The sequence below is a fragment of the Streptomyces sp. NPDC002574 genome (assembly GCF_042889545.1).
GTDB lineage: Bacteria > Actinomycetota > Actinomycetes > Streptomycetales > Streptomycetaceae > Actinacidiphila.
This window is the reverse complement of the sequence record NZ_JBIARB010000003.1, coordinates 313,112-338,793: the sequence shown is the minus strand read 5'-3', so window position 1 is coordinate 338,793 and position 25,682 is coordinate 313,112. Positions and strand designations below refer to the sequence as shown.

General features: G+C 72.9%; 17 protein-coding genes. 9 read left to right on the top strand and 8 right to left on the bottom strand.

The annotated features are described in order from the left end of the window. Positions 1-141 precede the first annotated feature (141 nt). The 4 genes from ACFYXS_RS08500 (at position 142) to ACFYXS_RS08485 (ending at position 6,344) form a co-directional block, all read left to right on the top strand. Complete coding sequence (locus tag ACFYXS_RS08500) at positions 142-1,587, top strand: maltokinase (protein WP_389245288.1); 1,446 nt, start codon at positions 142-144, stop codon at positions 1,585-1,587. Positions 1,588-1,623: 36 nt separating this feature from the next. Beyond that, on the top strand, positions 1,624-4,308 hold the full coding sequence (glgB, locus tag ACFYXS_RS08495; RefSeq protein ID WP_389245286.1) for a 1,4-alpha-glucan branching enzyme: 2,685 nt from the start codon (positions 1,624-1,626) through the stop codon (positions 4,306-4,308). A 171-nt stretch (positions 4,309-4,479) separates the two neighbouring features. Continuing rightward, positions 4,480-5,415, top strand: coding sequence for a DUF4231 domain-containing protein (locus tag ACFYXS_RS08490; protein ID WP_389245284.1), 936 nt, complete (start codon positions 4,480-4,482; stop codon positions 5,413-5,415). 38 nt (positions 5,416-5,453) lie between these two features. Beyond that, positions 5,454-6,344, top strand: coding sequence for an alpha/beta fold hydrolase (locus ACFYXS_RS08485; RefSeq protein WP_389245282.1), 891 nt, complete (start codon positions 5,454-5,456; stop codon positions 6,342-6,344). A gap of 15 nt (positions 6,345-6,359) precedes the next feature. Here the strand turns inward: ACFYXS_RS08485 and fxsT are convergent, their stop codons facing one another. The 5 genes from fxsT to fxsA form a co-directional block, all read right to left on the bottom strand. Then, positions 6,360-10,277, bottom strand: a complete 3,918-nt coding sequence (gene fxsT / locus ACFYXS_RS08480; RefSeq protein ID WP_389245279.1) for an FxSxx-COOH system tetratricopeptide repeat protein — start codon at positions 10,275-10,277, stop codon at positions 6,360-6,362. Next, entirely contained in the window at positions 10,261-11,607 is a 1,347-nt protein-coding gene (locus ACFYXS_RS08475) for a TIR-like protein FxsC (RefSeq protein ID WP_389245277.1), read from the bottom strand. The genes fxsT and ACFYXS_RS08475 overlap by 17 nt, the downstream gene beginning before the upstream one ends. A gap of 123 nt (positions 11,608-11,730) precedes the next feature. Then, entirely contained in the window at positions 11,731-12,516 is a 786-nt protein-coding gene (locus ACFYXS_RS08470) for an aminoglycoside N(3)-acetyltransferase (protein ID WP_389245275.1), read from the bottom strand. A 1-nt stretch (position 12,517) separates the two neighbouring features. Then, a complete protein-coding gene (locus ACFYXS_RS08465; protein WP_389245273.1) occupies positions 12,518-14,881 on the bottom strand; it encodes an FxsB family cyclophane-forming radical SAM/SPASM peptide maturase in 2,364 nt (787 codons plus the stop codon). 34 nt (positions 14,882-14,915) lie between these two features. Beyond that, a complete protein-coding gene (fxsA, locus tag ACFYXS_RS08460) occupies positions 14,916-15,113 on the bottom strand; it encodes an FxSxx-COOH cyclophane-containing RiPP peptide (protein ID WP_389245271.1) in 198 nt (65 codons plus the stop codon). 768 nt (positions 15,114-15,881) lie between these two features. On the opposite strand from fxsA, the gene ACFYXS_RS08455 reads away from it, so the two are divergent. Next, positions 15,882-16,373 carry a DUF1877 domain-containing protein gene (locus ACFYXS_RS08455; protein WP_389245269.1) on the top strand — a complete coding sequence of 164 codons (492 nt, stop codon included), beginning with the start codon at positions 15,882-15,884 and terminating at the stop codon, positions 16,371-16,373. Positions 16,374-16,465: 92 nt separating this feature from the next. Here the strand turns inward: ACFYXS_RS08455 and ACFYXS_RS08450 are convergent, their stop codons facing one another. Together ACFYXS_RS08450 and ACFYXS_RS08445 are read right to left on the bottom strand one after the other, a co-directional pair. Further along, positions 16,466-17,215 (bottom strand): poly-gamma-glutamate hydrolase family protein, encoded by a 750-nt coding sequence (locus ACFYXS_RS08450; RefSeq protein ID WP_389245267.1) that lies wholly within the window; start codon positions 17,213-17,215, stop codon positions 16,466-16,468. Positions 17,216-17,338: 123 nt separating this feature from the next. After that, entirely contained in the window at positions 17,339-18,706 is a 1,368-nt protein-coding gene (locus ACFYXS_RS08445) for a cation:dicarboxylate symporter family transporter (RefSeq protein ID WP_389245818.1), read from the bottom strand. A 142-nt stretch (positions 18,707-18,848) separates the two neighbouring features. Between ACFYXS_RS08445 and ACFYXS_RS08440 the strand changes: the two genes are divergently transcribed. Both ACFYXS_RS08440 and ACFYXS_RS08435 read left to right on the top strand, forming a co-directional pair. Continuing rightward, positions 18,849-20,489, top strand: coding sequence for an ATP-binding protein (locus ACFYXS_RS08440; RefSeq protein WP_389245265.1), 1,641 nt, complete (start codon positions 18,849-18,851; stop codon positions 20,487-20,489). Beyond that, on the top strand, positions 20,486-21,169 hold the full coding sequence (locus tag ACFYXS_RS08435) for a response regulator (protein ID WP_389245263.1): 684 nt from the start codon (positions 20,486-20,488) through the stop codon (positions 21,167-21,169). Before ACFYXS_RS08440 ends, ACFYXS_RS08435 begins: the two co-directional genes overlap by 4 nt. 27 nt (positions 21,170-21,196) lie before the next feature. On the opposite strand, the gene ACFYXS_RS08430 is transcribed toward ACFYXS_RS08435, so the two are convergent. Further along, positions 21,197-22,222 (bottom strand): ATP-dependent 6-phosphofructokinase, encoded by a 1,026-nt coding sequence (locus ACFYXS_RS08430; protein ID WP_389245261.1) that lies wholly within the window; start codon positions 22,220-22,222, stop codon positions 21,197-21,199. A 158-nt stretch (positions 22,223-22,380) separates the two neighbouring features. On the opposite strand from ACFYXS_RS08430, the gene pta reads away from it, so the two are divergent. After that, positions 22,381-24,495, top strand: coding sequence for a phosphate acetyltransferase (pta, locus tag ACFYXS_RS08425; protein WP_389245259.1), 2,115 nt, complete (start codon positions 22,381-22,383; stop codon positions 24,493-24,495). After that, positions 24,492-25,643 carry an acetate kinase gene (locus tag ACFYXS_RS08420; RefSeq protein ID WP_389245257.1) on the top strand — a complete coding sequence of 384 codons (1,152 nt, stop codon included), beginning with the start codon at positions 24,492-24,494 and terminating at the stop codon, positions 25,641-25,643. The genes pta and ACFYXS_RS08420 overlap by 4 nt, the downstream gene beginning before the upstream one ends. Positions 25,644-25,682 lie beyond the last annotated feature (39 nt).

Below are 25,682 nucleotides of genomic sequence, written 5' to 3'. Positions count from 1 at the left end.
TGGCCGCTTGTAGGCCAGTACGCCAATTGCATCACCAGCTCGGATGATATTCGTCCGACACGTCCCGTGAGTCGGACAGTCGCCGCAGCGCACCCCTTCACTTAGGGAACCAGCAGGCCCGGCACCCGAGGAAAGGACGTCATGTCGGACACCTCGTGGCTTCGCTCCTCCGCAGCCCCCGCCGGCACCACCGTGCCCCCGGCCCCAGGGCTGCTCTCCACTCTCGGCCCCTTGCTGCGTGAATGGCTGCCCCGGCAGCGGTGGTTCGCCGGGAAAGGGCGGCCGATCACCGCGTTCGGCCTGGTCTCGGCGACCGAGCTGCTGCCGGCGGACGGCCGGCTCGGCACCCCTGGGCTGCTCCATCTGCTGCTCGACGTCCATCAGGACGGTCCGCAAGGCCGCGGCCACGGGCAGCCCGACACCTACCAGTTGCTGCTGGGCTCCCGGGCCCTGCTGCCGCCGGCGCTCGCGCATGCCCTCGTCGGGCACGCGGTCGGCGGCCCGCTGGACGGCCTCACCATCTACGAGGCGCTGCACGACCCCCGGCTGACCTCCCTGTTGCTCGAGCGGCTGCGCGCCCCCGGCCGCACCGGTCATCTGCTGTTCGGGGCCGAGCCGGACGCGGCGATCCCGGCCGGCCTGGCACCGCGGCTGTCCACCGCAGAGCAGTCCAACAGCTCGGTCATCTACGGCGACAGCCACATCCTGAAGTTCTTCCGGCGGGTCGCGCCCGGCCCCAACCCTGACCTGGAGCTGTCGCTCGCCCTGGCCCGCGCCGGGTCGCGACGCATCGCCGCGCCCGCCGCGTGGTTCGAGGCGGTGGGCCTGTACGACGAGCCCGCCACCCTGGGCGTGCTGCAGCGCTACCTGCCCGGCTCGGCCGGCGCCTGGGAACTGGCACTGGAGGCGGTCGAGAAGGACACCGACTTCTCCGGCGACGCGCACGCGCTGGGGCGCGCGACCGCCGAAGTGCATCTCGCGCTGGCGCGGGCCCTGCCCACCAGCACCCTGCGCCGGCCGCAGATCGAGGTGATCGCCGGCGCGATGGCCGACCGGCTGGACGCCGTGGCGTCCGCCGTACCCGCGCTCCGGCCGTACCGATCCCGGCTGCGCGCCGCCTTCGAGGACCTGGCGGTGCTCGGCGAGCAGGGCACGGAGCTGGCGGCCCAGCGGATCCACGGCGACCTGCACCTGGGGCAGGCCCTGTTGACCCAGGAGCAGGGCTGGGTGCTCATCGACTTCGAGGGGGAGCCCGCACGGCCGCTCCCCGAACGCCGCCGCCCCGCGCCGCCGGTGCAGGACGTGGCCGGAATGCTGCGGTCGTTCGACTACGCGGCCCGGCACCACGATCCCGCCGCCCCCGGCGCGCCCGAGTGGGCCGAGACCCAGCGGGCCGCCTTCTGCGCGGGATACGCGGAGGCCGCCGGGACCGATCCCCGGGACGAGCCCGTCGTCATACGCGCCTACGAGACCGACAAGGCCGTCTACGAAGTGCTCTACGAGGCCAGGCACCGGCCCGCCTGGCTCCCCATCCCCATGGCCGCCGTGCGGCGCCTCGCGCAGCCGCTCCGTGGCGCCACCCCCTGACCGGGCACCCCGCGCCCTACCGAGGAGGACCTGATCGTGACCGATCGTCAGCCGTTCCCCGATGCCGACCCCGGCACCCCCGGCCCCGGCGGGAACGGGCCGTCCCGCGCCGCGCGTTCCGTGCCCGGCGGCGGGCCCGAGGGTTCAGTGCCACCGCCCGCCGCGGCGCCGCCGGCCCCGTCCGCGCGCCGGCCGAAGTCCGCGGGGGCCAAGCAGGCCCGCGGGGCGAACTCCCCGAAGACCGGTCAGGCCGCGCCGTCCGGCCGGACGGCGCGGTCCGCGGATGCCGCCGGGTCGGCGAACTCCCGTCGCAGCGCCGAGCGTCCGTCCGAGGCCGCCGCCTCCGACGCGCGCACCTCCGAGGCCGTCGCGCGCGGTTACGACCCCGCCGGCTCCGACCGGCCGCCGGCCTCCGGCAGCGCGCCCCACACGGTCCCCGTCGCGGTGCCCGGCACCGTCGCTGTCGGCCACCAGGCGCCGCCGCCCGGACCCGAGGTGACCCGCCCGGCGTCGGCCGCGACCCCCTCCGACGTACGTCCCGCCCCGGCACTCCACGCCGATGAGCGGTGGCGGCTGCTCGACGGGTCCCACCACGACCCGCACGGGCTGCTGGGCGCCCACCCGGTGGCGGACGGCGTGCTGGTGCGCGCCCTGCGCCCCTACGCGCAGGCGGTGGCGGTCCTCACCGGGGACGGGACGCGGACGGCACTGCGGGACGAGGGCGACGGGCTGTTCGCCGGCGTGCTCCCGCTGACGGAGCTGCCGGTCCACCGGCTGCTCGTGACGTACGACGGCCAGGAGCAGGAGGTCCACGACCCCTACCGCTTCCTGCCCACGCTCGGCGAGTTCGACCTGCACCTGATCGGCGAGGGACGGCACGAGCAGCTGTGGAAGGCGCTCGGCGCCGAGCCGATGGCCCACGACGGAGTGCAGGGCACCCGCTTCACCGTCTGGGCACCGAACGCCCGCGGTGTACGCGTGGTCGGCGACTTCGACTACTGGGACGGCACGGCCTTCCCGATGCGCTCGCTGGGCTCCACCGGGGTCTGGGAGCTGTTCCTGCCCGGGGTCGGCGAGGGGCAGCGCTACAAGTTCGACATCTGCGGCCCGGACGGCGCGCACCGGCTCAAGGCCGATCCGATGGCCCGCCGCACCGAGACGCCGCCCGCGACGGCCTCCGTGGTCACCGCCTCCCACCACGAGTGGCAGGACACCGAGTGGATGACCCGGCGCGGCGACGTGCCCGTGCACGAGGCGCCGTTCTCGGTGTACGAGGTGCACCTGGGCTCCTGGCGGCCGGGACTGTCGTACCGCGAGCTCGCCGAGCAGCTGCCGGCCTACGTACGCGACCTCGGCTTCACGCACGTGGAACTGATGCCCGTCGCCGAGCACCCCTTCGGCGGCTCCTGGGGCTACCAGGTCACCTCGTACTACGCCCCCACCGCCCGGATGGGCACACCCGACGACTTCAAGCACCTGGTGGACGCCCTGCACCGGGCGGGCATCGGCGTGATCATGGACTGGGTGCCGGCCCACTTCCCGAAGGACGAGTGGGCGCTGGCGCAGTTCGACGGCGCGAACGTCTACGAGCACGCCTGGCGGGGCGAGCACCCGGACTGGGGGACCCTGGAGTTCGACTTCGGCCGCACCGAGGTCCGCAACTTCCTCGTCGCCAACGCGGTCTACTGGTGCGAGGAGTTCCACATCGACGGCCTGCGCGTGGACGCCGTCGCCTCGATGCTCTACCTGGACTACTCGCGCGAGGACGGCGACTGGGCCCCGAACGTGTACGGCGGCCGGGAGGACCTGGACGCGGTCGCCTTCCTCCAGGAGATGAACGCCACCGTCTACCGCCGCTGCCCCGGCGTGGTCACCATCGCCGAGGAGTCCACCGCCTGGGACGGCGTCACCCGCGCCACCCACGAGGTCGGCCCCACCGGCTTCGGCGGGCTGGGCTTCGGCCTGAAGTGGAACATGGGCTGGATGCACGACTCGCTGGAGTACATCAAGCACGAGCCGGTGCACCGCAAGTACCACCACAACGAGATGACGTTCTCGATGGTGTACGCCTACAGCGAGAACTACGTGCTGCCGATCTCGCACGACGAGGTGGTGCACGGCAAGGGCTCGCTGGTGAACAGGATGCCCGGCGACTGGTGGCAGCAGCGCGCCACCCACCGCGCGTACCTGGGCTTCATGTGGGCCCACCCGGGCAAGCAGCTGCTGTTCATGGGCCAGGAGTTCGCGCAGGGCGCCGAGTGGTCGCACGACCACGGGCCGGACTGGTGGCTGCTCGACGAGACCTACTCGGCGGCCGGCGACCACCGGGGCGTGCGCGACCTGGTGCGCGACCTCAACACGGTGTACCGGGGCACGCCCTCGCTGTGGCAGCGCGACACCTCGCCGGAGGGGTTCGCCTGGATCGACGGCGGCGCGGCCGAGGACAACGTGTTCTCCTTCGTCCGCCTCGACGCGGCCGGGGACCAGCTGATCGCCGTCAGCAACTTCTCGCCGGTGGTCCGCCAGGGGTACCGGATCGGCGTGCCCGACGGCGTGGAGGCGCTGCGCGAGGTGCTCAACACCGACGCCGCGGCGTACGGGGGCGGTGACGTCACCAACCCGGAGCCGCTGAAGTCCGAGCCCGTCGGCTGGAACGGTCGCCGGCAGAGCGTGCAGCTCACGCTGCCGCCGCTGGCCACGGTCTGGCTGCGGCCGGCCTAGCCGGGATCTTCGCAGGGAGAGGGGCCGGGCGTCCTCCGGGGCCCGGCCCCTCTCCCTGCCTCCCCCCTCCCGGCTCCCCACCCGCGGACGCCCCTGTGCAAGCCCCGTACGGACGGCGGCAGTTCGGCCGAACGCCTACTGGGCCGCCGCCCCCGATGCCCCCATACTGGGATGACGCGGGAATTCAGCGAGTGCGGGGGGCCGCTGCCGATGGTGACCGAACACGAGTTGCTCCCGGAACCGTTCTGGACCGCGGACCGGGCGTCCCTGCGGGGCCAGTTGCAGACCGTACGCCTGTCGCGGCAGCAGCTCGGCCTGCTCACGGTGGCCTCCGTCTTCAGCTCGTTCGACCCCACCGCGGGCAGCGTGCACTGGGCCTCGTGGCTCGCGGCCGTCCTGTTCGCGCTCGCCGCGTGGACGACCTGGGTGATCCACCGCCAGAACCCGCAGGCGGTCTGGTACGAGGGCCGGGCGCTGGCCGAGTCCATGAAGACGCTCGCCTGGAAGTACTCGATACGGGCCGACCCCTTCACCCCGCCCGGTGACGAGCGGGATCCCGATGCGCTCTACCGGCTGCAGCTCGGCGACGTCCTGCACACCTTCCGCCGCAGCAGGGCCCTGCCCTCCCCCGTGGACTCCGGCATCACCCCGGCCATGCGGCGCCTGCGGGACGCCCCGCTGCGCGTGCGGCACGACGTGTACCTGCGCGAGCGCATCCGGATCCAGCACGAGTGGTACCGGGTGAAGGCGGCCCGCTGCGAGGTGAACGGACGCCGGGCCGGACATCTCGCGATGGCGTTCCCGCTGCTCGGCGTCCTCTTCCTGATCCTGCGGGCCGGCGGCTGGTCCCCCTTCGACACGCTGGGCTTCGTGTCGGCCATCACGGCGTCGGTCGCGGCCTGGTCGCAGCTGCGCCAGTACAGCCCGCTGGCCGCGGCGTACCGGGTGGCCGCGGACGAACTGGAGCTGATCCGGGTCCAGTTGACGGCACTGGATCTGAACGACCCGCACGCCGAGCACCTGTGGTCCCAGCTGACCCGTGACGCCGAGGACGCGGTGTCCCGGGAGCACACCACCTGGCAGGCGAGGCGCGAGATGCGCGTGTGAGGACGAACCGCGGAACACACGAAAGGGGGCCCCTCGGAGTGCTGTTGGTACGGGCGGGGGACGGGCGGGCACTGGCGGTGGAGACCCTGGGCGATCCCCGGGGCAGACCGGTGTTCCTGCTGCACGGCACTCCCGGCAGCAGGCTCGGGCCGGTGCCGCGCAGCGCGGTGCTGTACCGGCTGGGGGTGCGGATGATCTCCTTCGACCGGCCCGGGTACGGCGGTTCCGAGCGGCACCCCGGCCGGCGGGTCGCGGACGCCGCCGCCGACGTCGCGGCGATCGCCGACGCCCTGGGCCTGGACGAGTTCGCGGTGGTCGGCCGCTCCGGCGGCGGGCCGCACACGCTCGCCTGCGCCGCGCTGCTGCCCGACCGGGTGACCCGGGTGGCCGTGCTGGTCGGGCTCGCGCCCCGGGACGCCCAGGGGCTCGCCTGGTACGCGGGGATGACCCGCTCCAACGTCCGTGACCACGCCACCGCCGACGCGGCGCAGAAGCGGCTCGCCGCCCGGCTGGAACTGCGCTCGCGCACGATCCGCGACGACCCGGCCAGTCTGCTCGCCCTGCTCCGGCCGGAGATGCCGGAACCGGACCAGCGGGTGATCGCGGACGCGGGCCTGCGCACGATGCTGCTGCGCACCTACGCGGAGGCGCTGCGCACCTCGGCCGACGGCTGGATCGACGACACCCTGGCGTTCAACCGGAGCTGGGGGTTCGGCCTGGACCGGATCGGGGTGCCGGTGCTGCTGTGGCACGGCGAGGCCGACGTGTTCTCACCGGTGGCGCACTCCCGCTGGCTGGCGGAGCACATCCCCGGCGCGACCATGGTGGTCCAGCCGGGGGCCGCGCACTTCGCGGCCCTGTCCGTGCTGCCGCGGGTACTGGCCTGGGCTGCCGCCGGAGGCGGTCAGGCACGCTCGATGCCCGCCTGACCGCCGCCGCCGCGCTCACACCGGCTGCGGCTCCAGGTCCCGGTTGACCCGGAACCACTCGCGGGCGGCCCGGCTGAGGGGGTGCTCCTCGCCCAGCAGCCGTACGCACTCGGGCAGCACCTTGCCGCGGATCTGCTGCGCCTGGGCGTGCCGGCCCGACTGCCGCAGCGCGTAGGCCAGGTTGATCTCGCAGGCCAGGGCGTCCGGGTGCTCGGGGCCGTACCGTTCGGTGAGTCCGCGCAGGGCGGTCTCCAGCAGGGTCACCGCGCGGTCGGTCTCGCCGAGCTCGCCCTGCGCGTTGCCCAGGTTGATCATGCAGTTCAGGGTGTACGGGTGGCGGGGGCCGACCGCGCGCTCCAGCCTGGCCAGGGTGTCGTTGCCGACTGCGACGGCCTCCGCGGCGTCGCCGCTGCCGCGCAGGTAGATGGCGAGGTTGTTGCGGCAGGCCAGGGTGAACGGGTGGTCGTCGCCGAGCAGCCGGCGGTAGGACGACAGGGCGTCCAGGGCCAGGTCGCGGGCCTTCTGCTTGTCGCCGGCCGCCGAGTACTCGGCGGCGAGGTTGAGCGCGCAGGCGAGCGTGTCGGGCACGTCGGGGCCGTACCGCTCCAGGTAGCGGTCGTAGGTCACCTGGGTGAGCCGCATCGACTCGGCGGCGCGGCCGGCCTTGCGCAGCGAGACCGCGAGGCTCTTGGCGTTGCGCAGCGTCTCGGGCACATCGGGGTTGAGGACGTCCTGGAAGACGTCCATCACCTCTTCGAGCATGGCGACCGAGCCGGTGTAGTCGCCGATCTCCCGCAGGTCGCGGGCGAGGTTGGCCTTGGTCGACAGGGTGTACGGGTGGCGGTCGCCGAGCATCGGGCTGCGCCGGTCGACGGTCTCCTGGTCCAGCCGCCGGGCGAGTTCGGAGTCCCCGGTGAGCCGGTAGTCGATGGCGAGGTTGTTGGCCGCGACGAGCGAACGCGGATGCTGCTCGCCGAAGATGTCCTTGAAGCCCGCGTAGATCTGCTCGTCGCGTTCCCGGGCCTCCTGGAAACGGCCGAGCGCCCGCAGGTCCGCGGCGAGGCTGCCGCCGGTGATCAGGGTGTGCGGGTGCCCGGCCGGCAGCAGCGCGGTCTGCCGGGCGAGGGTGTCCTCGTCGTACTGCCGGGCCTCCTGGTACCTGCCCTGCGAGCGGAGCACGTTGGCGAGCTCGAACTGCAGGTTGAGGGTCTGCAGGTCGTCCTCGCCCAGGGACTGCTTCCAGTTGTGCAGCAGCTGCTCGGCCAGGATCCGGGCCTGCTCCAGCGCGCCGCTCTTCCACAGGTAGCGCACACGGTTGACCAGCAGCTGACGCGGTTTCTCCTCGCGGCAGTCCTCGGCCTGCGACGGGGCGAGGTGCGGCCAGATCAGCTCGAACCCGGGCCAGTTCGCGGGGTCGTTGATGGCGTCCTCGGGCGGCCGGGCCTCGGCGAGGATGCGGTGCACCTCGTGCATCGTCTCCTGCTGGTCGTCGTCGGACATCTCCGAGCGCACGGCCGCCTGCACCAGGCGGTGCACCTGGATGCTGCTGTCTGCGGGGTCGACCTTCGCCAGCGCGAAGCGGTTGACCGCCTGGATGACCTTGCCGAGCATGTAGCGGTCGCGCAGCTGGGGGTCGTACGGGAGCAGCGCCTGGATCATGGAGTCGCTCTCGATCAGGGTCATCGAGATCGGCTCGGCCGCGAAGAACGCGCACAGCTCCAGCAGCCGGACTGCCGCCTTGGACTGGTTGCGCAGCCGGCTGATGGAGATGCTCCAGGTCGCCCCGACCTCCCGCGGGTAGCCGGCGGCCGTGGTGACCGACAGCGCCTTGGTGGTCTGCTCCTTGAGCTGCTGCACGTAGACGTCCACCGGGGTCGCCGTCTCGGCGAGCCACGCGGCGGCCACCTCGACCGCCAGCGGCAGGTCGCCGACCGCCTCGGCCACCTGCGCGGCGTCCTCACGGCTCATGCCGCCGACCCGGCGGCGCAGGTGCTCCACGCTCTCCGCCCGGTTGAAGACCTCGATCTCCAGGGGCTCGGTCGGGCCGGTCGGCGGCTTGTTCCGGGCGGTGACCACGATGTGGCCGCGCCCTCCGGGGAAGTACCGGCGCACCCGCTCGGGGTCCTCGACGTTGTCGAACACCAGGAGCCAGCGCGGGAAGCGGGTGCCGGTCATCAGTTCCTCGCGGGCCGCCTCGGCGGCCTCGGAGACGCTGTCGCCGACCCTCAGCTCCAGACGGCGGGCGAGCTCCGCGAGGGAGGGCGCGATCCGGTCCTCCTGCTCGGCCTCGATCCACCACACGAGGTCGTAGTCGGCCTTGAAGCGGTGCGCGTACTCCAGCGCCACCTGGGTCTTGCCGACGCCGCCCAGCCCGTGGAGCGTCTGGGGGAAGGGCTGGACGGTGGGATTGCCGCCGCCCAGGCGGTCGCGCAGCCGGTCAAGGACGGTGGACCGGCCGGTGAAGAAGGTGTTGCGGGGACGGAGGTTGGACACCTTGGGGTCGCCGACGGGGTAGCGCGGGCCATTGGCCATCGACGCCTGGTTGAGGTCCGTGTCGTCGCGGCCGAGGGCGCGCAGCAGCGTGGTGGCGGCCGCGGAGTGGTCGAGCCGGACCAGGCTCACCGGGCTGCGCTGGGCCAGCGGCGGGCCGGGACGAACGTCGCCGACCCGGATCGGCAGCAGTTGGTGCTGCTGACCCGACGGATCGGTGCCGGAGTTCGACTCCCACACCCGCATGGCGCGGCGGGAGCGCAGGTAGGCGGCGGAGAGCACGATGAGGGTCCGGGAGCCGGCGCCGGCGCCGGCGGGCTGCTCGGCGGGGGCGGCGTGGGTCTCCACGTCCCAGGGGACGACCCGGAAGCCGGCCCGGGTGAGGATCCACTCGATCCAGTCCGCCCACATGCGGTCCTCGGGCACGTACGCCAGCACCAGACCGGACGGCGGGATGGGTCGCCGCCTGGTGAACTCCGCCGCCCAGCGCAGCCGTTCCGGCTCCGGGAGCGGGGGCAGCGAGGTGACGGCGCCGCCCGAGACCATGGCGGTCAGGCGCTCGCAGGCGGACAGCATCGAGCTGGACAGACCGGGCGCGTCCCCGAACGTCGCCAGGATCTCCTCGTAGGCGTAGAACGGCCGGTACGGGATCTCCACCGACCCCCAGTACGCGACGCGCTCCTCGTCCCCCAGCCCGGCCGGGAGCCCCTCGAACTGCGCACGGGCCAGCGCCCGTCCGGCGTCGGCCTTCTCCTTCTCGCCGTCGTCGATGCGCATGGGCACCGGGAAGATCCGTATACCGCGGCCGCTGTACCGCTCCTCGATGTCGCGGGCGACGGCGGCGGCGCCGTAGATGCTCTGGTCGCTGAGGGTGAAGCAGACCACCAGCTCGTCGGGCATGTGCACGGTGCAGATGTCGGCGATGTCGCTGAGGCCGGTACGGCTGTCGATGAGGACGTAGTCGTAGTGCCGCCGCATGTCCGCGCGCATGGCGTCCAGGAACTGGCCGCCGCCGAAGCGGTCGTAGAAGACGTCCCAGTCGATGCCGGTCAGGGCGGTGGAGTAGTTGCGGTCCTGGCGGCCCGCGGACAGGTAGTCCAGGGAGCCGCCCTCGGGGAAGCCCCAGTTGAGGGAGATGGCGTGCGGGCGCACCCGGGCGAACTGGCGGTGCCAGTCGGGTGGCCGCGGTACGTCGCGCAGCGCCTCCTCCCGATACTCGGTGATCAGGTCGATCATGCCGGTGGTGGCCGCCAGCGCCGAGGAGTCCAGGAAGGGGTGGAAGAAGCGGAACAGCCCCGGTGCTTCGAGGTCCCAGTCCACGGTCAGCACCCGGTGGCCGTTGGCCGCGAGGATCCAGGCGGTGTTCGCCAGGGCCATGGTCCGTCCGGTGCCGCCCTTGTACGAGTAGAACGTGATCACACGTCCGTTACGGCTCTCGGTCATCCTGGCCCTCCGGTTTGTCGGGTTCCGTGGTGCCGCGGTCGTCGTACGGGCCGTACGGGGAGGAGCGTTCGGGTCCGTACGCTCCGGCGGACGGACCACGCAGTCTGGGGCGTGCGCTGTGCGGCCCCTGCGGCGGGAACGCCGGGGCGTGGGCGGCGTAGTGCTTGGCGGCGAGTCCCACGGCCTTGGGCACGTCGTCGCTGAAGGCCTCGAGGCTCGGGATGTTGTTGCGGATGAACCGCAGCCCGGTCGGTCCGTCCGGCCGGCCCGGTTCGAGGGCCGCGTCGGCGATGCGGCGCAGCCCCTCCTCGTGGCCGTTGGACTCCGGGTCCGCCCTGTTCCAGGGCACGAGGACGCTGATCCAGGGCCGGTGCCCGCTGCCGAAGCGGGTCAGCATCTCCCGCCGGTCGGGCGCGTCCATCGCCCAGCGGTCGAGCAGCAGCAGTCCCGGGGAGGTGGGCGTGGGGTCCAGCAGGCGGTCCAGCTCCTCCTCGAACACCCCCACCGTCACCCGGTAGTCGAGGTTGCGCGCGAGGTCGGCCGCGTGGTCGGCCAGCGGCCGGCTGCTCTGCGGGTGGTACGGGTTCCAGTCACGCGGCGAGGGGCCGTAGCAGGTGCCGCTGCGCCCCTCCGGCAGTTCCTCGGAGCTGCAGCAGGCGAGCACCGTCACGCGCAGCGGCCGGCTGGGCCCCGGGGGGCCGAAGGCGCTGGGGACGTGGTGGTAGTCGACGTGCCGCCCTTTGGCGATCTTGGTCTCCTCGACCACCTGCACGATGCGCTGCGCCAGGCGGTAGACGGCCCGTTCGTACTCGTGCTTGAGGTAGCTGAGCTTGATCAGTCCGTAGAAGCCCTCGGCGGCGTAGTCCTCACCGAAGTCCGCGTGGTTGAACTGCAGTCCCTCGGCCGGGCCCGGCATGTCGTTCGCGGCCACCGGCACCCACAGCGCGGGCACGATGCCGGATATCGGGCCCTCGTGCACGGCCCGGTGGTACACCGCGCGCTGCGAGAACGCGTACCACTCCTTGCCGCACTGCTGGCTGCGGAAGTAGCGCGGGGAGTACAGCGGGACGAAGACCCTGCAGTGCGCCAGCGCCTCGGCCAGCGATTCCGGCCACCCCTCGCCGACGTTCATCCCCCGGTCCATGAAGCCCGCCCGCACTCCGGCGGGCAGCGTCGTCATCTGCAGGATGTGCGCGCACAGGTCGTTGTAGAGCTTGGCGACCCACAGGTCGGGGTCGGGATCCGAGGGGTCGTTCCTCGGGGTGTGCGCATAGCTGAGGAAGAAATAGGGTTTGTCCGAGGCGTCTCCCTGCCCCACGGGTAATGCCATGCGCCATCTCCCCCGCCCGACCTACAGGTCCCCGTCCCGCGCCCCTCGTGAGGGAACCTCAGTGTAGGAACCGCTGTTTCTCCGGCGGAATACCGCATGACCATCAATTTTCCGGACGGACGGTCAACGCCCGTTCTTCACCAACCATTTGGCGATGACATCCACCGCGTCGGCGATGGGCACGAGATGGCAGGACGCGTCTCCGAACGGGCCGTTCAGCACCGTGCACCCGCCTGCCACCACCGGGACGAGAGCCGGGAAATGACGGTCGTCGATGTCGGGCGCCTCGAAGGACACCCATTCCTTGCCGCCGTCCGTGCCGCGCACCAGGGCCTGGTACGGGCGGTCCGGCGGCGGGACGGCGCGGTAGTCGGCGAGGTGGTAGGCCGTGCACACCCACAGGTCCACGCCGATGAGCAGGGCCCGGCCCCGCAGGTCGTACAGCCGGGCGGTGGGCGAGTCCTCGCCCAGGTGGCTCTCCAGCGCGTGGCCGTCGGTGACGAAGCGCGCGGCCGGACCGAACGCGGTGAAGGAGGTGTGCGGGTGCGCGCTGCGCAGGGCGCCCGGCAGCAGCCGGACCTCCTCGGCCAGCCGCCCCACGCTGGGCGACACGGGGGTGGTCAGCGGGTCGAAGGGTTCCATCGTCTCGCGGTACGCGGCCCGTTCGGCATCGCTCATGCCCTCGGTGCGCTGCCGGTCCGCCCGGGAGGTGACGGAGTTCTCCGGGGTCGCCGCGTAGGCCACGAGGGTACCCGCGTCGCCCAGCGCCGCCCGCAGCGCCTGGACCACGGTGCGTCCGCCGCCCTCGACCGGGCCGACCGCCTTCAGGGAGCCCTGGACCAGCAGCACGTCGCCCGCACCGACGCCCAGCGCGCGCAGGTCCCGGGTCAGGCCTTCGAGAGTGTGCACCTCAGACCCCGTTCACTTCGGAGAGCCAGGGGGCGACGGTGCCGGCCATCCGGGCCGCGAAGCGCTCGCCCAGCGGGGTGAGCGAGCCGCTGCCGGCGAGCCGGTCGACCGCCTCCGCCGTCTCGCGGGTCCAGCGGGCGAAGGGGGCGGCCGCCTCCGGGACGCCCTGGCGGGCCAGGGCGCGCCAGTACTCGGCGACGGCGATGTGCGCGTACGTCCCCTGGAGCAGGCCCTCCAGCGGACGCGGGTCGGACCGCCAGGGCGCGTGGAAGAGCCGGGTGTCGTCCGGGTCGAACAGGTCCATCAGGTCCAGCACGGCGCCGAGCTTCACGTGCTGGAACTCATGCGCCACCAGCAGGGCCAGCGTGACCGGCGTCGCGGGCCGTGCGATGCCGACGGCGCCGAACGCCTGCCGCGCGGCCCCGCTCACGTCGCTCCCGTCGCCCGGCGGGACCAGCGGGGTGATGGTCCCGAGCCCTGCGGCCAGCCCCGGCACGTAGCGGGGCAGTTCGCGGCCGAGGAAGTCCCAGGCCGCGACCAGGTCCTCGTGCCAGGCCTTGACCTCGGACTCGTCCTGCCGGGACACCGGCGGCCACTGGTGGGCGTCGCGGTAGGGGTCGGTGTCCTCCAGCGCCACGGTCCAGCCGGCCGGGCCGACCCGCCGTACGGGATGCCACCACGCGTCCGCCGGGCCCTGCGCGGCGATCCGCAGCGTCCGGCCCGCGGCGCTCACGCTGAATCCGCCCGCGTCCGCGGCCACTTCCGCCTCGTCACCGTCGGCGGCGCCGACCAGCACCCGGCCGAGGCCCGGCAGTCGTACCGCACCGCCGCGCACGGGCACCCGCACGGTCGCCCCGTACCGGCCCGCGGACCGCACCACCGAGGCGGCCGCGACCTCGGCGAGCCCCGCGACGTCCGCACCCCCGTCGCCGCCCGTCTCCAGGCAGCGCCGGGCCCACGGCCGGACGTACGGATGAGCCAGCACGGTGTCCACGGCCTCCGGCGCGGCCTCGTCGACCTCGGCGAGCACGCGCCAGACGGCGGCGGTCCTGGCGTCCCGGGGGGCGCGTTCCCAGACCGCGGTGAGCAGACCGCGGGTGATCCCGAGCTGCTCGGCGGCGAGCGCCGCGACGGTGCCGGCGTCGCCGTACCCGGCGGCCAGTTGGTCGATCTGTTCCTCGGTCAGCGAGGACCCGTCCTGCTGCCCCGGCGCGGTGGTCACCGAAATCTCCCGATCCACTTGCTCGTCCTCGGCGTCGCGGATACCGAGGATCAACTCCATCAGGTCGGCGCAGTACGCGGACGGGTTCGCGAATCCGTTCCCCGTGCGGTAGCGATGCGCGTACAGTCCCCCGCCGCAGACGTCGACCACCGGGCACCGGCGGCACTCGTCGCTCAGACCTTCCTTGCCCTGCCGCCGGGCGGCGATCCCGGGATGGGCGGCCACCTCGTCCAGGGAGTGCGTGAACACGTCCATGCCGGTGGCCGGGGCCCCGTCGTAGGCGGTCTTGAGCGAATCGGCCTGCTCGAACGTCCCGTCCGTCTCGATCACGACGAGGTCGACCGGGTCGGTGCCGATCGACTCCACGAGGCTGCTCCCACCGCGCAGCATCCGGCGCACGGAGTCGAAGACCCGCACGGGCACCGGGCGCCCCTGGGCGGTCCAGCGCCGGTGGATCGTCAGCAGCCAGTCCGCGTAGGGCGCGGGGGGGCCGCCGGGGCGCACGGGTGGCACGTCGTGCGTGGCGTGGGGCAACAGGAAGTCGATACGGGGCGGTTCGAGCGCCATGAGTGCGTCGTACACCGCGAGGGGGTCGTTGTCCACGTCGATCGTGCAGAGCAGGCCGCCGTAGAGATGGCGGTAGCGCGGCTCCCGGAGCAGCCCGATCGATCTCACCACGCGGTCGTAGCTGCTCCGCCCGTCCGCGAACCGCCGGTGGCGGTCGTTCTCGGCCCGACCGCCGTCGAGGGAGACGCCGACCGAGATGCCGAACTCATCGAAAATGTCGCAGAATCGCTCGCTCAGAAGGACGGCGTTGGTCTGGATGCCGAGCTCCAGCGTGCAGCGGCCGTCCAGCGCCCCGCGTAATGCCTCTGCCGCCCGGCGGATGCGTGCCGGGCCGGCCAGGAGGGGCTCTCCCCCGTGGAACACCACCTGGACGGCGTCCAGGTGGTGCACCGCGGCATGCTCGGCGATCCGTGCCGCCACACGGTCGAACACCTCGTCCGGCGTCGCCCGGATCCGTTGCTTCCAGCTCGTGTCCGCGTGCTCGTACACGTAGCAGTGGTCGCACGCCAAATCACACCGACTGTGCAATTTCAGGACGAACTGCGACAACGGCCTGGTCGGCGCTGATGGCTCCATGACTGCGGCGCCCGGAATCCCCGAGTCGGTGTGCTTACTTGCTGCTGAACGACTGGAAGGCCGCGACCGGGACGTTCCCGGCGGAGGCCGCGGCGGGCATCACGCGACCGAGGGCCGGAGAGGCCACGGAGCTGCCGCGGGACGCCAGCTCCGCCAGCGGGATCCTCCGCTGCACCTGCGGACGCCCGGCCGGGGCGCCATTGTCGGCCTTCACAGCGAGATTGGCAGTCATAGTGGTCCTTGGTGACTAAAGGTGCGTTGGGGCGCACGCCGATTGTCCGAAATACACCAAAATCATTGCATCCCGGACCCCCAAAGGCGCGACGCAGCACGCGACACGCACGCGACCTTCGGAGGCGACGCAGCACACCCACAACGAGCGAGCGGACCACAAGGGCGCGAGCGAAACGACCGCAAGTGCACGTTTTACGCCACATGCAGTAGACGCGCGGCACGTGGACGCGCGGACGCCCCACCCCAACGCCGGGCTGTGTGATTATCTCCCTTACAGGGAGCGGGAATTGGCCATATCCAAGAACCGAGACGAACTTTCTGCAGCGGTTCACGCGCCCTGCCGCACGCACCCCCGCGTGCCGCCTTCCGGCGCGTCCCGTCGCATGCCGTGAACCCGGCGCACAGGCCTCGCGCGCCCGCTCTCCGACCGGCCCGGCCACGCCCGGCGCACACCGCAAAATTCGCGCGGAGCCCTGCACCAAGCGGGGGAACACCCTTGGCCGGCGGCAGCCGGAGCCCTGGCCGAGGGGAGAGGGGCCGGGTGCTGTCCGGGTCCCCGGTTCCTCTCCCCACAGCGATGGTCGCACAGAAGAAGTACGGGATTGAACAATCCCCCTGTGGCGCTGCTCACGCCCCTCCCGGGCCCGGAAAACCGGTGGCGGGACCCGCCCCCGGCCCTCGACGCTCGGGCACATGACCCGTGCCCAAGCCGCCTGCTCGCAGGAGCAGTTCGCGAGCCCATCGTGAGCCGCGCGGAGGCCCCCTCATGGCCGTGACCCAGCTCCTCGCCCGCGTCCACACGGCGGACCTCGCCCGGTGCCGCGCGACGGCGGCCCGCCGTCAGGACGCCGGCCCCGGCTGGGACCCGGCCGCCGGGGACGTCCTCGATCTCGACTGGGCGCCCCGCCCCCTGGAGGACGCCTGCCGCCGCGCCGGACTCGACGACCTCCTGCTCGCGGCCCTCCGGCGGGCCACGGCGGGCGACCCGGAGGTGGACGTCGCCTTCCTCGACCACCCGGACGCCGTCGGGACCTTCGGCCCTCCCCCGGCGGCCCTGGCCCCGGAGGGCGTGGCCGCCGTCGCGCACGCGCTCGCCGCCCTCGACTGGCCCGCAGTGCTGCCGCTGCGGCCGGGCATGCGCGGGATCGACGGGCTCCGCGACCCGGAGGCGTACCTGACCGAACGCTTCAGCGCGCTGCGCACGTTCTACGCGGAGGCGGCGCGGCGCGGGCAGCACGTCGTGATGTGGTGGGACTGACGCCCGGTCCTGACGACGCCCGACGGCCCGTCACCTCCGTCGCGCATCGGTCGGGCACCACGCGGGAGTGACGCCCGCGGGTCGGCAGGGCCTCAGGACGCGGCCGCGATCGCCGCGCGTGCGGCGGAGACGAGCTTCCAGAAGACCGGCATCGTGGTGCTGCCCCGTCCGGCACGGGTGTGGGTGCCGAACATGGCGGTGCGCAGCGGGGCGGTGATCTCGAGTTGGGCGCCGCGGCCGCGCCGGGTGCCGTTGCAGATGTTGGCCGGGGAGAGGCCCGCGAGTTCCTTGATGCCCGACGCGTCGAGTGCATGGAGACCGGCGTCGGTGAGGGCGGCGGCCAGTTGCCCCGCGAAGGCGGTGTCCGCGCCGCCGACGAGCACGGCCTGGGCGTCCTCCGGCAGGCCCGCCTGCCCGGATGTGCAGCCGTGCAGCGAGAGCACGCGCAGGCTGCCCGCCGCCATCGCGCGGGCGACCGGGTCGTCGCAGCGGGTGGAGGTGACGTGGAGGGCGCCGTTCCCGGTGACGCGCAGACCCTCGAACATCCAGAAGTCGTACACCGGGCCGCCTGGCGGGGCGGGCGCGAGATCGGCGGGGTGGTACCCGGCGACGGCGAGGCAGAGTTCGGAGGTGCCGGCTTCGATGCCACCGGCATGCGGGGCGACGACCACGGTGTCGCCGGGCCGGGCGGCGGCATCCGTGGCAGGGTCGTCGGCGGCGGCGTGCCGGCGGAAGCGCCGGGCCCAGTCGGTGCCCTCGGCCAGGGCGGTGTCGGCGTACAACGCGGTGTTGGAGGCGTACGTGTCGAATGACGCGGAGGCGTACCCGGTGTGCGTCGTCATGGAGCGATCATCACGCACCGGCGGCCCCGGCTCCTGCCGGAAGCCGGGACCGCCGCAAACGGAACGTACGGTCCCGCCGGGCGACGGGGGAAGCAGCCCGGCGGGACGTGAGGGGGCGGCCGGTCAGGCCGCCGGCACCGGCTCCTTCTCCGTGGTCACCGGCTCGGCCGGCGGCTCGCCGTGGCCGTCGTCGACGAGCGTGGTCTCGTCGAAGGGCAGCTCTCCGGCGAACACCCGCTCGGCACGCTCGCGGTCGAACTCCTTGGTCCAGGTGCCGATCAGTACGGTGGCGACCGCGTTGCCCGCGAAGTTGGTGACGGCGCGCGCCTCGCTCATGAAGCGGTCGATGCCGACGATGAGGCCCACGCCGTCGACGAGGGCCGGCTTGTGCGACTGGAGGGCGCCGGCCAGCGTCGCCAAGCCCGCGCCGGTGACACCGGCGGCGCCCTTGGAGGCGATCATCATGAAGAGCAGGAGCGTGATCTGCTGGCCGATGGCCAGCGGCTGGCCCATCGAGTCGGCGATGAACAGCGAGGCCATGGTCAGGTAGATCATGGTGCCGTCGAGGTTGAAGGAGTACCCGGTCGGCACGGTGATGCCGACGACCGGGCGGCTGACGCCGAGGTGCTCCATCTTGGCGATGAGGCGGGGCAGCGCCGACTCCGACGAGGAGGTCGAGACGATCAGCAGGAACTCCCGGCCGAGGTACTTCAGCAGCTGGAAGAGGTTGACCCCGGCGACGAGCCGCAGGATCAGGCCGAGCACGACGACCACGAAGATCAGGCAGGTCACGTAGAAGCCGAGCATGATCGTGGCCAGGGCCTTGAGCGCATCGACGCCCGCCGAGCCGACGACCGCCGCGAGGGCGCCGAACGCACCCACCGGCGCGGCCCACATGATCATGGACAGCACGCGGAAGACCAGCTTCTGGATGTGCCCGATGCCGCGCAGCACCGGCTCGCCCGCCGAGCCCATGGCCTGCAGGCCGAAGCCGACGAGCAGCGCCACCAGCAGGGTCTGCAGCACCTGGCCCTCGGTGAACGCCGAGATCAGGGTGACCGGGATGATCGAGAGGACGAAGTCCGGCAGCGACTCGGCCGGCGCGTCCTTGGCCTGGGCCTGGCCCACGTCCTTCAGGGCGTCCGTCAGGTGCAGCCCGTCGCCGGGCTGCAGGATGTTGCCGACGACGAGGCCGATGGCCAGCGCCACGAACGACATGACGACGAAGTAGCCGAGGGCGAGCCCGCCGACCTTGCCGACCTTCGCGGCCTTCCGTACCGAGCCGACGCCGAGCACGATCGTGCAGAAGATGATCGGCGAGATCATCATCTTGATCAGGTTCACGAAGCCGGTGCCGATGGGCTTCAACTCGACCGCTGCGTCGGGGGCGACGAGGCCGAGCACGGCGCCGGCGATCGCGGCGACGACCACCGCGATGTAGAGGTAATGGGTCCGGTCCCTGCGGCCCTGGCTGCGGCTCTGCACCGGCACTGACACCTTTGTCTCCTCGGTCCGGTCGGACGCCGTCCCGGACGCCCGCGAATGGTTGGGTCCCGGTGACTATGCGCCCGCGCAGTGAGCCAGGTCACGTTTGCGTTCATTGAGTTCGCGGCACGCGTGCACACTGGTGGGCATGCAGGCCCTCCCCCCTCCTCGCAGCCCCCGGCCGCGCCGGCGCACGCGCCCGCGCAGCCTCGCGGGGCAGCTCTTCGCGATGCAGGTCGTCGTCGTGGCCATGGTGGTCGCGGGCATCGCCGTGCTGGTGTACGTGAACGCGGGCAGCCGTGCGGTCTCGGCGGCCGAGGACCGGGTGACCGCGGCGGCGCGGGCGGTCGCCGACGCGCCCTCCGTCGCGGATGCGATCCGTGGCACGGACCCCACCCGTGCCCTGCAGCCGTACGCCGAGCAGGTCCGCGAGGACACCGGCGTCGCCTTCGTCACCATCATGAGCCCGGCCGGCATCCGCTGGACGCACCCCGACACGACCCAGATAGGCCGGCCCTTCCTCGGGCACATAGGCCCGGCGCAGCACGGCCGGACGTTCACCGAGACCTACACCGGCACGCTGGGCGCGTCCGTGCGCGTGGTCACCCCGATCCGCGACCGGGGCCGGATCGTGGGGCTGGTGAGCATCGGCATCACCGTCCAGGCCATCACCGGCCAGGTACGCGACCAGCTCACCGTCCTGATCGGCTTCGCGCTCGCCGCCCTGACCGTCGGCGGCCTGGGCACCTACCTCGCCAACGCCCGGCTGCGCCGGCACACCCACGGAATGGCCGCCGACGAGTTGAGCCGGATGTACGACTACCACCAGGCCACGCTGCACGCCGTGCGCGAGGGCCTGATCCTGCTGGATGCGGACCGCAGCGTGGCGCTCTGCAACGACGCGGCCCGCGAACTGCTGGGGCTGCCCGGGGACGTGGTCGGCGCCTACGTCGCCGAACTGGGCCTGCCGACCTCGCTGACCGGCGCGCTGCTCGCCGCGGAACCGCGCGTCGACGAGGTGCACCTGACCGCCGAGCGGGTCGTGGTGGTCAGCACCGCGCCGGTGCTCGGCGGCGAACGCCGGGGCACCGTGGTCACCTTGCGCGACCACACCGACCTCCAGGCGCTCACCGGCGAACTCGACTCGGTGCGCGGCTTCGCCGAGGCGCTGCGCTCGCAGGCCCACGAGGCCTCCAACCGGCTGCACACCGTGGTGTCACTGATCGAACTGGGCCGCGCCGGCGAGGCGGTGGAGTTCGCGACCGCAGAACTGGAGCTGGCGCAGGCGCTGACCGACCGTGTGGTGGCGGCGGTCGGCGAACCGGTGCTGGCGGCGCTGCTGCTGGGCAAGGCGGCCGAGGCCAGCGAGCGCGGCGTCGAACTGACCGTCAGTGAGGACAGCCGTATCGACGACGGCGTGCTCCCGGCCGCGCTGGCCTCCCGCGACCTCGTCACCATCCTGGGCAACCTGATCGACAACGCCATCGACGCCGCGATCGAGGGCGCCGGCCGGAGTGCGGCCCGCCCGCACGTGGGGGTGACCGCCCACGCCGACGGCGGGGAACTGCTGCTGCGGGTCGCCGACAACGGGAGCGGCGTGGACCCGGCCACCGTACGCGAGGTCTTCCGGCGCGGCTGGACCACCAAGAGCGAGGGCCGCGGCCTGGGCCTTGCCCTGGTGGAACAGGCGGCGCGGCGGGCCGGCGGCACCGTGGACCTGGACCGGGCCGAGACCGGCGGGGCGGCCTTCACGGTGCGGCTGCCGCTGCGGCCGGGGGTGCCGGCGTGATCAAGGTGCTGGTGGTGGAGGACGACCCGGTGGCGGCCGACGCCCACCGGTTGTACGTGGAGCGGCTGCCCGGCTTCGAGGTCGCGGCCGTCGCGCACTCCGGCGGGGCCGCGCTGCGGGCGCTGGAGCGGCACGAGGTGGACCTGATCCTGCTCGACCTCAATCTGCCGGACGGGCACGGGCTGCAGGTCGTGCGCAAGCTGCGGGCCGCCGGGCACACCGCGGACGTGGTGGCCGTGACCTCGGCCCGCGACCTGGGGGTGGTGCGCCAGGCGGTCTCGGTGGGCGTGGTGCAGTACCTGCTCAAGCCCTTCACCTTCCCGGCGCTGCGCGACCGGCTGGAGCGCTGGGCGCGCTACCGCGACGAGCTGGCGGGCGGCGAGGCCTCCGGGCAGGACGAGGTGGACCGCGCGCTGGCGGCGCTGCGCAGCCCCGAGGCCTCGGCGCTGCCCAAGGGCCTGAGCGGTCCGACGCTGGAGGCGGTGACCACCGCGCTGCGCGATGCCGAGGAGGGCCTGTCCGCGAGCGCGGCCGCGCAGCAGGTCGGCGTCTCCCGGATCACCGCCCGCCGCTATCTGGAGCACCTGGTCGACATCGGCCGCGCGGTGCGCGCGCCGCAGTACGGCCAGGTGGGACGGCCCGAGCTCACCTACCGCTGGGCGACCGCGCGCAAGCCGTGACACCGGCGCCACCTCGGAGGACCGTCCTCAGAAGACGGACTCCGCCTCCTGCATGCGGTCCTCGGGGACCCGCTTGAGGACGGTCACGGCCTCGGCGAGCTGCACCAGTTCGATCGCGGTGCCGCGCAGCGCCGTCATGTTGCCGAAGGCGCCCTTGTGCGCGGCCTCGACGGCGTGCCAGCCGAAGCGGGTGGCCAGGACCCGGTCGTAGGGGGTGGGGACACCGCCGCGCTGGACGTGGCCGAGGATGACCGGGCGGGCCTCCTTGCCCAGGCGCTGCTCCAGCTCGGCGGCGAGCCGGGTGCCGATGCCGGCGAAGCGCTCGTGGCCGTAGGCGTCGATCTCGCCGTGGACGTAGGGCATGGTGCCCTCGGCGGGGTGGGCGCCCTCGGCGACGCAGACGACGGCGAACTTCTTGCCCCGCGCGAAGCGCTCCTCGACCATCGCGACGAGGTCGGCGGGGTCGAAGGGCCGCTCGGGCAGGCAGATGCCGTGGGCGCCGCCGGCCATGCCGGACTCGAGAGCGATCCAGCCGGCGTGCCGGCCCATCACCTCGACGACCATGACGCGCTGGTGCGACTCGGCGGTGGTCTTCAGCCGGTCGATGGCCTCGGTGGCCACGGTGACGGCGGTGTCGAAGCCGAAGGTGCGGTCGGTGGCCGAGATGTCGTTGTCGATGGTCTTGGGGACGCCGACGACCGGCATGCCCGCCTCGGCGAGCAGCCGGGCCGCGGTGAGGGTGCCCTCGCCGCCGATCGGGATGAGCACGTCGAGGCCGTAGTCCGCGCACACGGTGCGCCAGTTGTCGGCGGCCTCGTGCAGCCGGGAGCGCTCCAGCCGGGTGGAGCCGAGCACGGTGCCGCCGCGGGCGAGGATGCCGCTGACGGAGTTCAGGTCGAGGGTGCGGTAGCGGCCCTCCAGCAGTCCCTTGAAGCCGTCCTCAAAGCCGATCACCTCGTCGCCGTGGTACGTCAACGCGCGATGGGTCACCGAACGGATGACGGCGTTGAGCCCTGGACAGTCGCCGCCCGCGGTGAGCACTCCGATACGCATGGCGCTCCGCGCTCCCTCCGGTAGCGTCCCAGGTCGCCTCTTTCGCATCGTAGATCCGTGCCTGACCCACCGCGCGTCATACGCACAGCGGACTGTAATGTCAAGAGGCATCCGCCACCCGATTGGGTGATTCCAACAGGCAGGAACGGAGAGAGCGCGTGACGCGCAGCGTGTACGTAACCGGGGTCGGCCGGGGGGACGGCAGGCAGGTCGTCGAGCTCGGCGTCATGGAGCTGCTCACCCGCCAGGTCGACCGCGTGGGCGTGTTCCGCCCGCTGGTGCACGACACCCCCGACCGGATGTTCGACCTGTTGCGCAGCCGCTTCCGGCTCACCCAGGACCCCGCGACCGCCTTCGGCCTGAGCTACGAGGAGGCCGCGGCCCTCCAGGCCGAGCAGGGCCGGGACGCGATGATCGCCGTGCTGGTGGAGCGCTACCACCTGGTGGCCAGGGAGTACGAGACCGTGCTCGTGCTCGGCTCGGACTTCCACGAGACCAACCTGCCGGGCGAGATGGGCATCAACGCCCGCCTCGCCAACGAGTTCGGGGCCTCCGTGGTCCCGGTGGTCGGCGGGCGCGACCAGACCGCGGAGTCGGTCGTCGACGAGGTGCGCAACGCCCACCAGTCCTACTCCGGCTTCGGCTGCGACATCGTCGCCATGATCGCCAACCGGGTGCCCCGGGAGACCCTGGACGAGGTCGCCGGGCGGCTGCGCCGGCTGCTGCCGGTCCCCGCGTACGTACTGCCCGACGAGCCCGCGCTCTCGGCGCCGACGGTCTCCCAGATCGTCGAGACCCTCGGCGCGGAGGTGCTGCTCGGCGACCCCAGCGGGCTCTCCCGGGACGTCCTGGGCTTCGTCTTCGGCGGCGCGATGCTGCCCACCTTCATCCGCGCGCTGACCCCCGGCTGCATGGTGATCACCCCCGGCGACCGCGCCGACCTCATCATCGGCTCGCTCGCCGCGCACTCGGCCGGATCCCCGCCCATCGCGGGCATCCTGCTCACCCTCGACGAGGTGCCCGGACCCGAGATCATGGCGCTGGCCGCCCGGCTCGCCCCCGGCACCCCGGTGATGTCGGTGCCGACGGGCAGTTTCCCGACCGCCGCCGAGCTGTTCGCCCTGGAGGCGAAGCTCGGCGCGGGCACCCCGCGCAAGGCCGAGACCGCGCTCGGCCTCTTCGAGACGCATGTCGACAGCGCCGAACTCACCGAGCGGCTGTCGGTGGTCCGCGGCGAGCGCGTCACCCCGATGATGTTCGAGCACGAGCTCATCGAGCGGGCCCGCTCCGGGCGGCGCCGGGTCGTGCTGCCGGAGGGCGCCGAGGAGCGCATCCTGCACGCCGCCGAGGTGCTGCTGCGCCGCAACGTGTGCGACATCGTGCTGCTGGGGAACGAGGACGCCATCCGCCGCCGGGCCGGCGAGCTCGGCATCGACGTGGACGTCCCCGGCCTGGTGCTCACCGATCCGCAGACCTCGCCGCTGCGCGAGAGCTTCGCCGAGCTGTACGCCAAGCTGCGCGCCCACAAGGGCGTGAGCTACGAACTCGCCTACGACGTCGTCGCCGACGTGTCGTACTTCGGCACGCTGATGGTGCAGCAGGGCCTGGCCGACGGCATGGTCTCCGGCGCGGTGCACTCCACCGCGGCGACCATCCGGCCCGCGTTCGAGATCATCAAGACCGTGCCGGACGCGTCGATCGTCTCCTCGGTCTTCTTCATGTGCCTGGCCGACAAGGTGCTGGTGTACGGCGACTGCGCGGTCAACCCGGACCCCGACGCCGAGCAACTGGCCGACATCGCGATCCAGTCGGCGGAGACCGCCGCCCAGTTCGGGGTGGAGCCGCGGGTGGCGATGCTCTCGTACTCCACCGGGACCTCCGGCTCCGGCGTGGACGTCGACAAGGTGCGCCGGGCCACCGAACTGGTCCGCGAGCGCCGCCCGGAGCTACTGGTCGAGGGCCCGATCCAGTACGACGCGGCGGTGGACGCGCAGGTCGCCGAGACCAAGCTGCCCGGCTCCCATGTGGCGGGCAAGGCCACCGTGCTGATCTTCCCGGACCTCAACACCGGCAACAACACCTACAAGGCGGTGCAGCGTTCGGCCGGCGCCGTCGCCGTCGGCCCCGTGCTGCAGGGCCTGCGCAAGCCCGTCAACGACCTGTCGCGCGGCGCGCTGGTGCAGGACATCGTCAACACGGTCGCCATCACGGCGATCCAGGCCCAGGGCGACCTGGGCACCACCGCCCCGACCGACCTGGGAGAAAACCGGTGACCGCGACCCGCGTCCTCGTCCTCAACTCCGGCTCCTCGTCGGTGAAGTACCAGCTCATCGACATGGCAGACGGCAGCCGCCCGGCGGCCGGGATCGTGGAGCACATCGGTGAGCGCGGCGGGGTCGCCGGTCACGCCGAGGCGCTCAAGGTCGTCGCGGACGAGCTGGCCGCCCGGGGCCTCGGCCTGGACTCCCCCGAACTGGCCGCCGTGGGGCACCGCGTGGTGCACGGCGGCACCCGGTTCACCGAGCCGACGCTGGTCGACGACGCCGTGCTCGCGGCCGTCGAGGAGCTCGTGCCGCTCGCCCCGCTGCACAACCCGGCGAACATCACCGGCATCCGGGTGGCCCGCACGCTGCGCCCGGACCTGCCGCAGGTGGCGGTCTTCGACACCGCGTTCCACTCCACCGTCCCCGAGCACGCGTACCGCTACGCGATCGACCGCGAGACCGCCGACGCCCACCAGGTGCGCCGCTACGGCTTCCACGGCACCTCGCACGCGTACGTCAGCCGGGCCACGGCCGAACTGCTGGGCAAGGACCCCGCCGAGGTCAATGTGATCGTGCTGCACCTCGGCAACGGCGCCTCCGCCTCCGCCGTGCGCGGCGGCGCGTGCGTGGAGACCTCCATGGGCCTGACCCCGCTGGAGGGCCTGGTGATGGGCACCCGCTCGGGTGATCTCGACCCGGCCGTGGTCTTCCACCTCACCCGCGTGGGCGGGATGTCGGTGGACGACGTCGACACCCTGCTCAACAAGCGCTCCGGTCTGCTGGGCCTGTGCGGCGACAACGACATGCGGGAGATCGGCCGGCGCATGGCGGAGGGCGACGAGTCCGCGCGGCTGGCCTTCGACGTCTACGTGCACCGGCTGCGCAAGTACGTCGGCGCCTACACCGCCGTCCTGGGCCGGGTCGACGCGATCGCCTTCACCGCGGGTGTCGGGGAGAACTCCGCCGCCGTGCGGGAGGCCTCGATGCGCGGCCTGGAGGCCCTGGGCATCGAACTGGACGGGGTGCGCAACACGGTGCGCGCGAGCTCCGCGCGGCTGGTGTCGACCGCCGGCAGCAAGGTGGCGGTGGCGGTCGTCCCGACCGACGAGGAGCACGAGATCGCCCGGCAGACGTACGCGCTGGTGACCGGCCGGTGACGCCTCCAGGCCACCTGGAGGCTCTAGTCTATGGCCGCC

What these genes read in the sequence shown, in the direction of transcription:
- fxsA (WP_389245271.1), bottom strand. Translation starts at nt 15,113, where the DNA reads ATGACTGCCAATCTCGCTGTGAAGGCCGACAATGGCGCCCCGGCCGGG.
- ACFYXS_RS08475 (WP_389245277.1), bottom strand. Translation starts at nt 11,607, where the DNA reads ATGGCATTACCCGTGGGGCAGGGAGACGCCTCGGACAAACCCTATTTC.
- ACFYXS_RS08490 (WP_389245284.1), top strand. Translation starts at nt 4,480, where the DNA reads ATGACGCGGGAATTCAGCGAGTGCGGGGGGCCGCTGCCGATGGTGACC.
- fxsT (WP_389245279.1), bottom strand. Translation starts at nt 10,277, where the DNA reads ATGACCGAGAGCCGTAACGGACGTGTGATCACGTTCTACTCGTACAAG.
- ACFYXS_RS08465 (WP_389245273.1), bottom strand. Translation starts at nt 14,881, where the DNA reads ATGGAGCCATCAGCGCCGACCAGGCCGTTGTCGCAGTTCGTCCTGAAA.
- ACFYXS_RS08450 (WP_389245267.1), bottom strand. Translation starts at nt 17,215, where the DNA reads ATGACGACGCACACCGGGTACGCCTCCGCGTCATTCGACACGTACGCC.
- ACFYXS_RS08500 (WP_389245288.1), top strand. Translation starts at nt 142, where the DNA reads ATGTCGGACACCTCGTGGCTTCGCTCCTCCGCAGCCCCCGCCGGCACC.
- ACFYXS_RS08455 (WP_389245269.1), top strand. Translation starts at nt 15,882, where the DNA reads ATGGCCGTGACCCAGCTCCTCGCCCGCGTCCACACGGCGGACCTCGCC.
- ACFYXS_RS08430 (WP_389245261.1), bottom strand. Translation starts at nt 22,222, where the DNA reads ATGCGTATCGGAGTGCTCACCGCGGGCGGCGACTGTCCAGGGCTCAAC.
- ACFYXS_RS08440 (WP_389245265.1), top strand. Translation starts at nt 18,849, where the DNA reads ATGCAGGCCCTCCCCCCTCCTCGCAGCCCCCGGCCGCGCCGGCGCACG.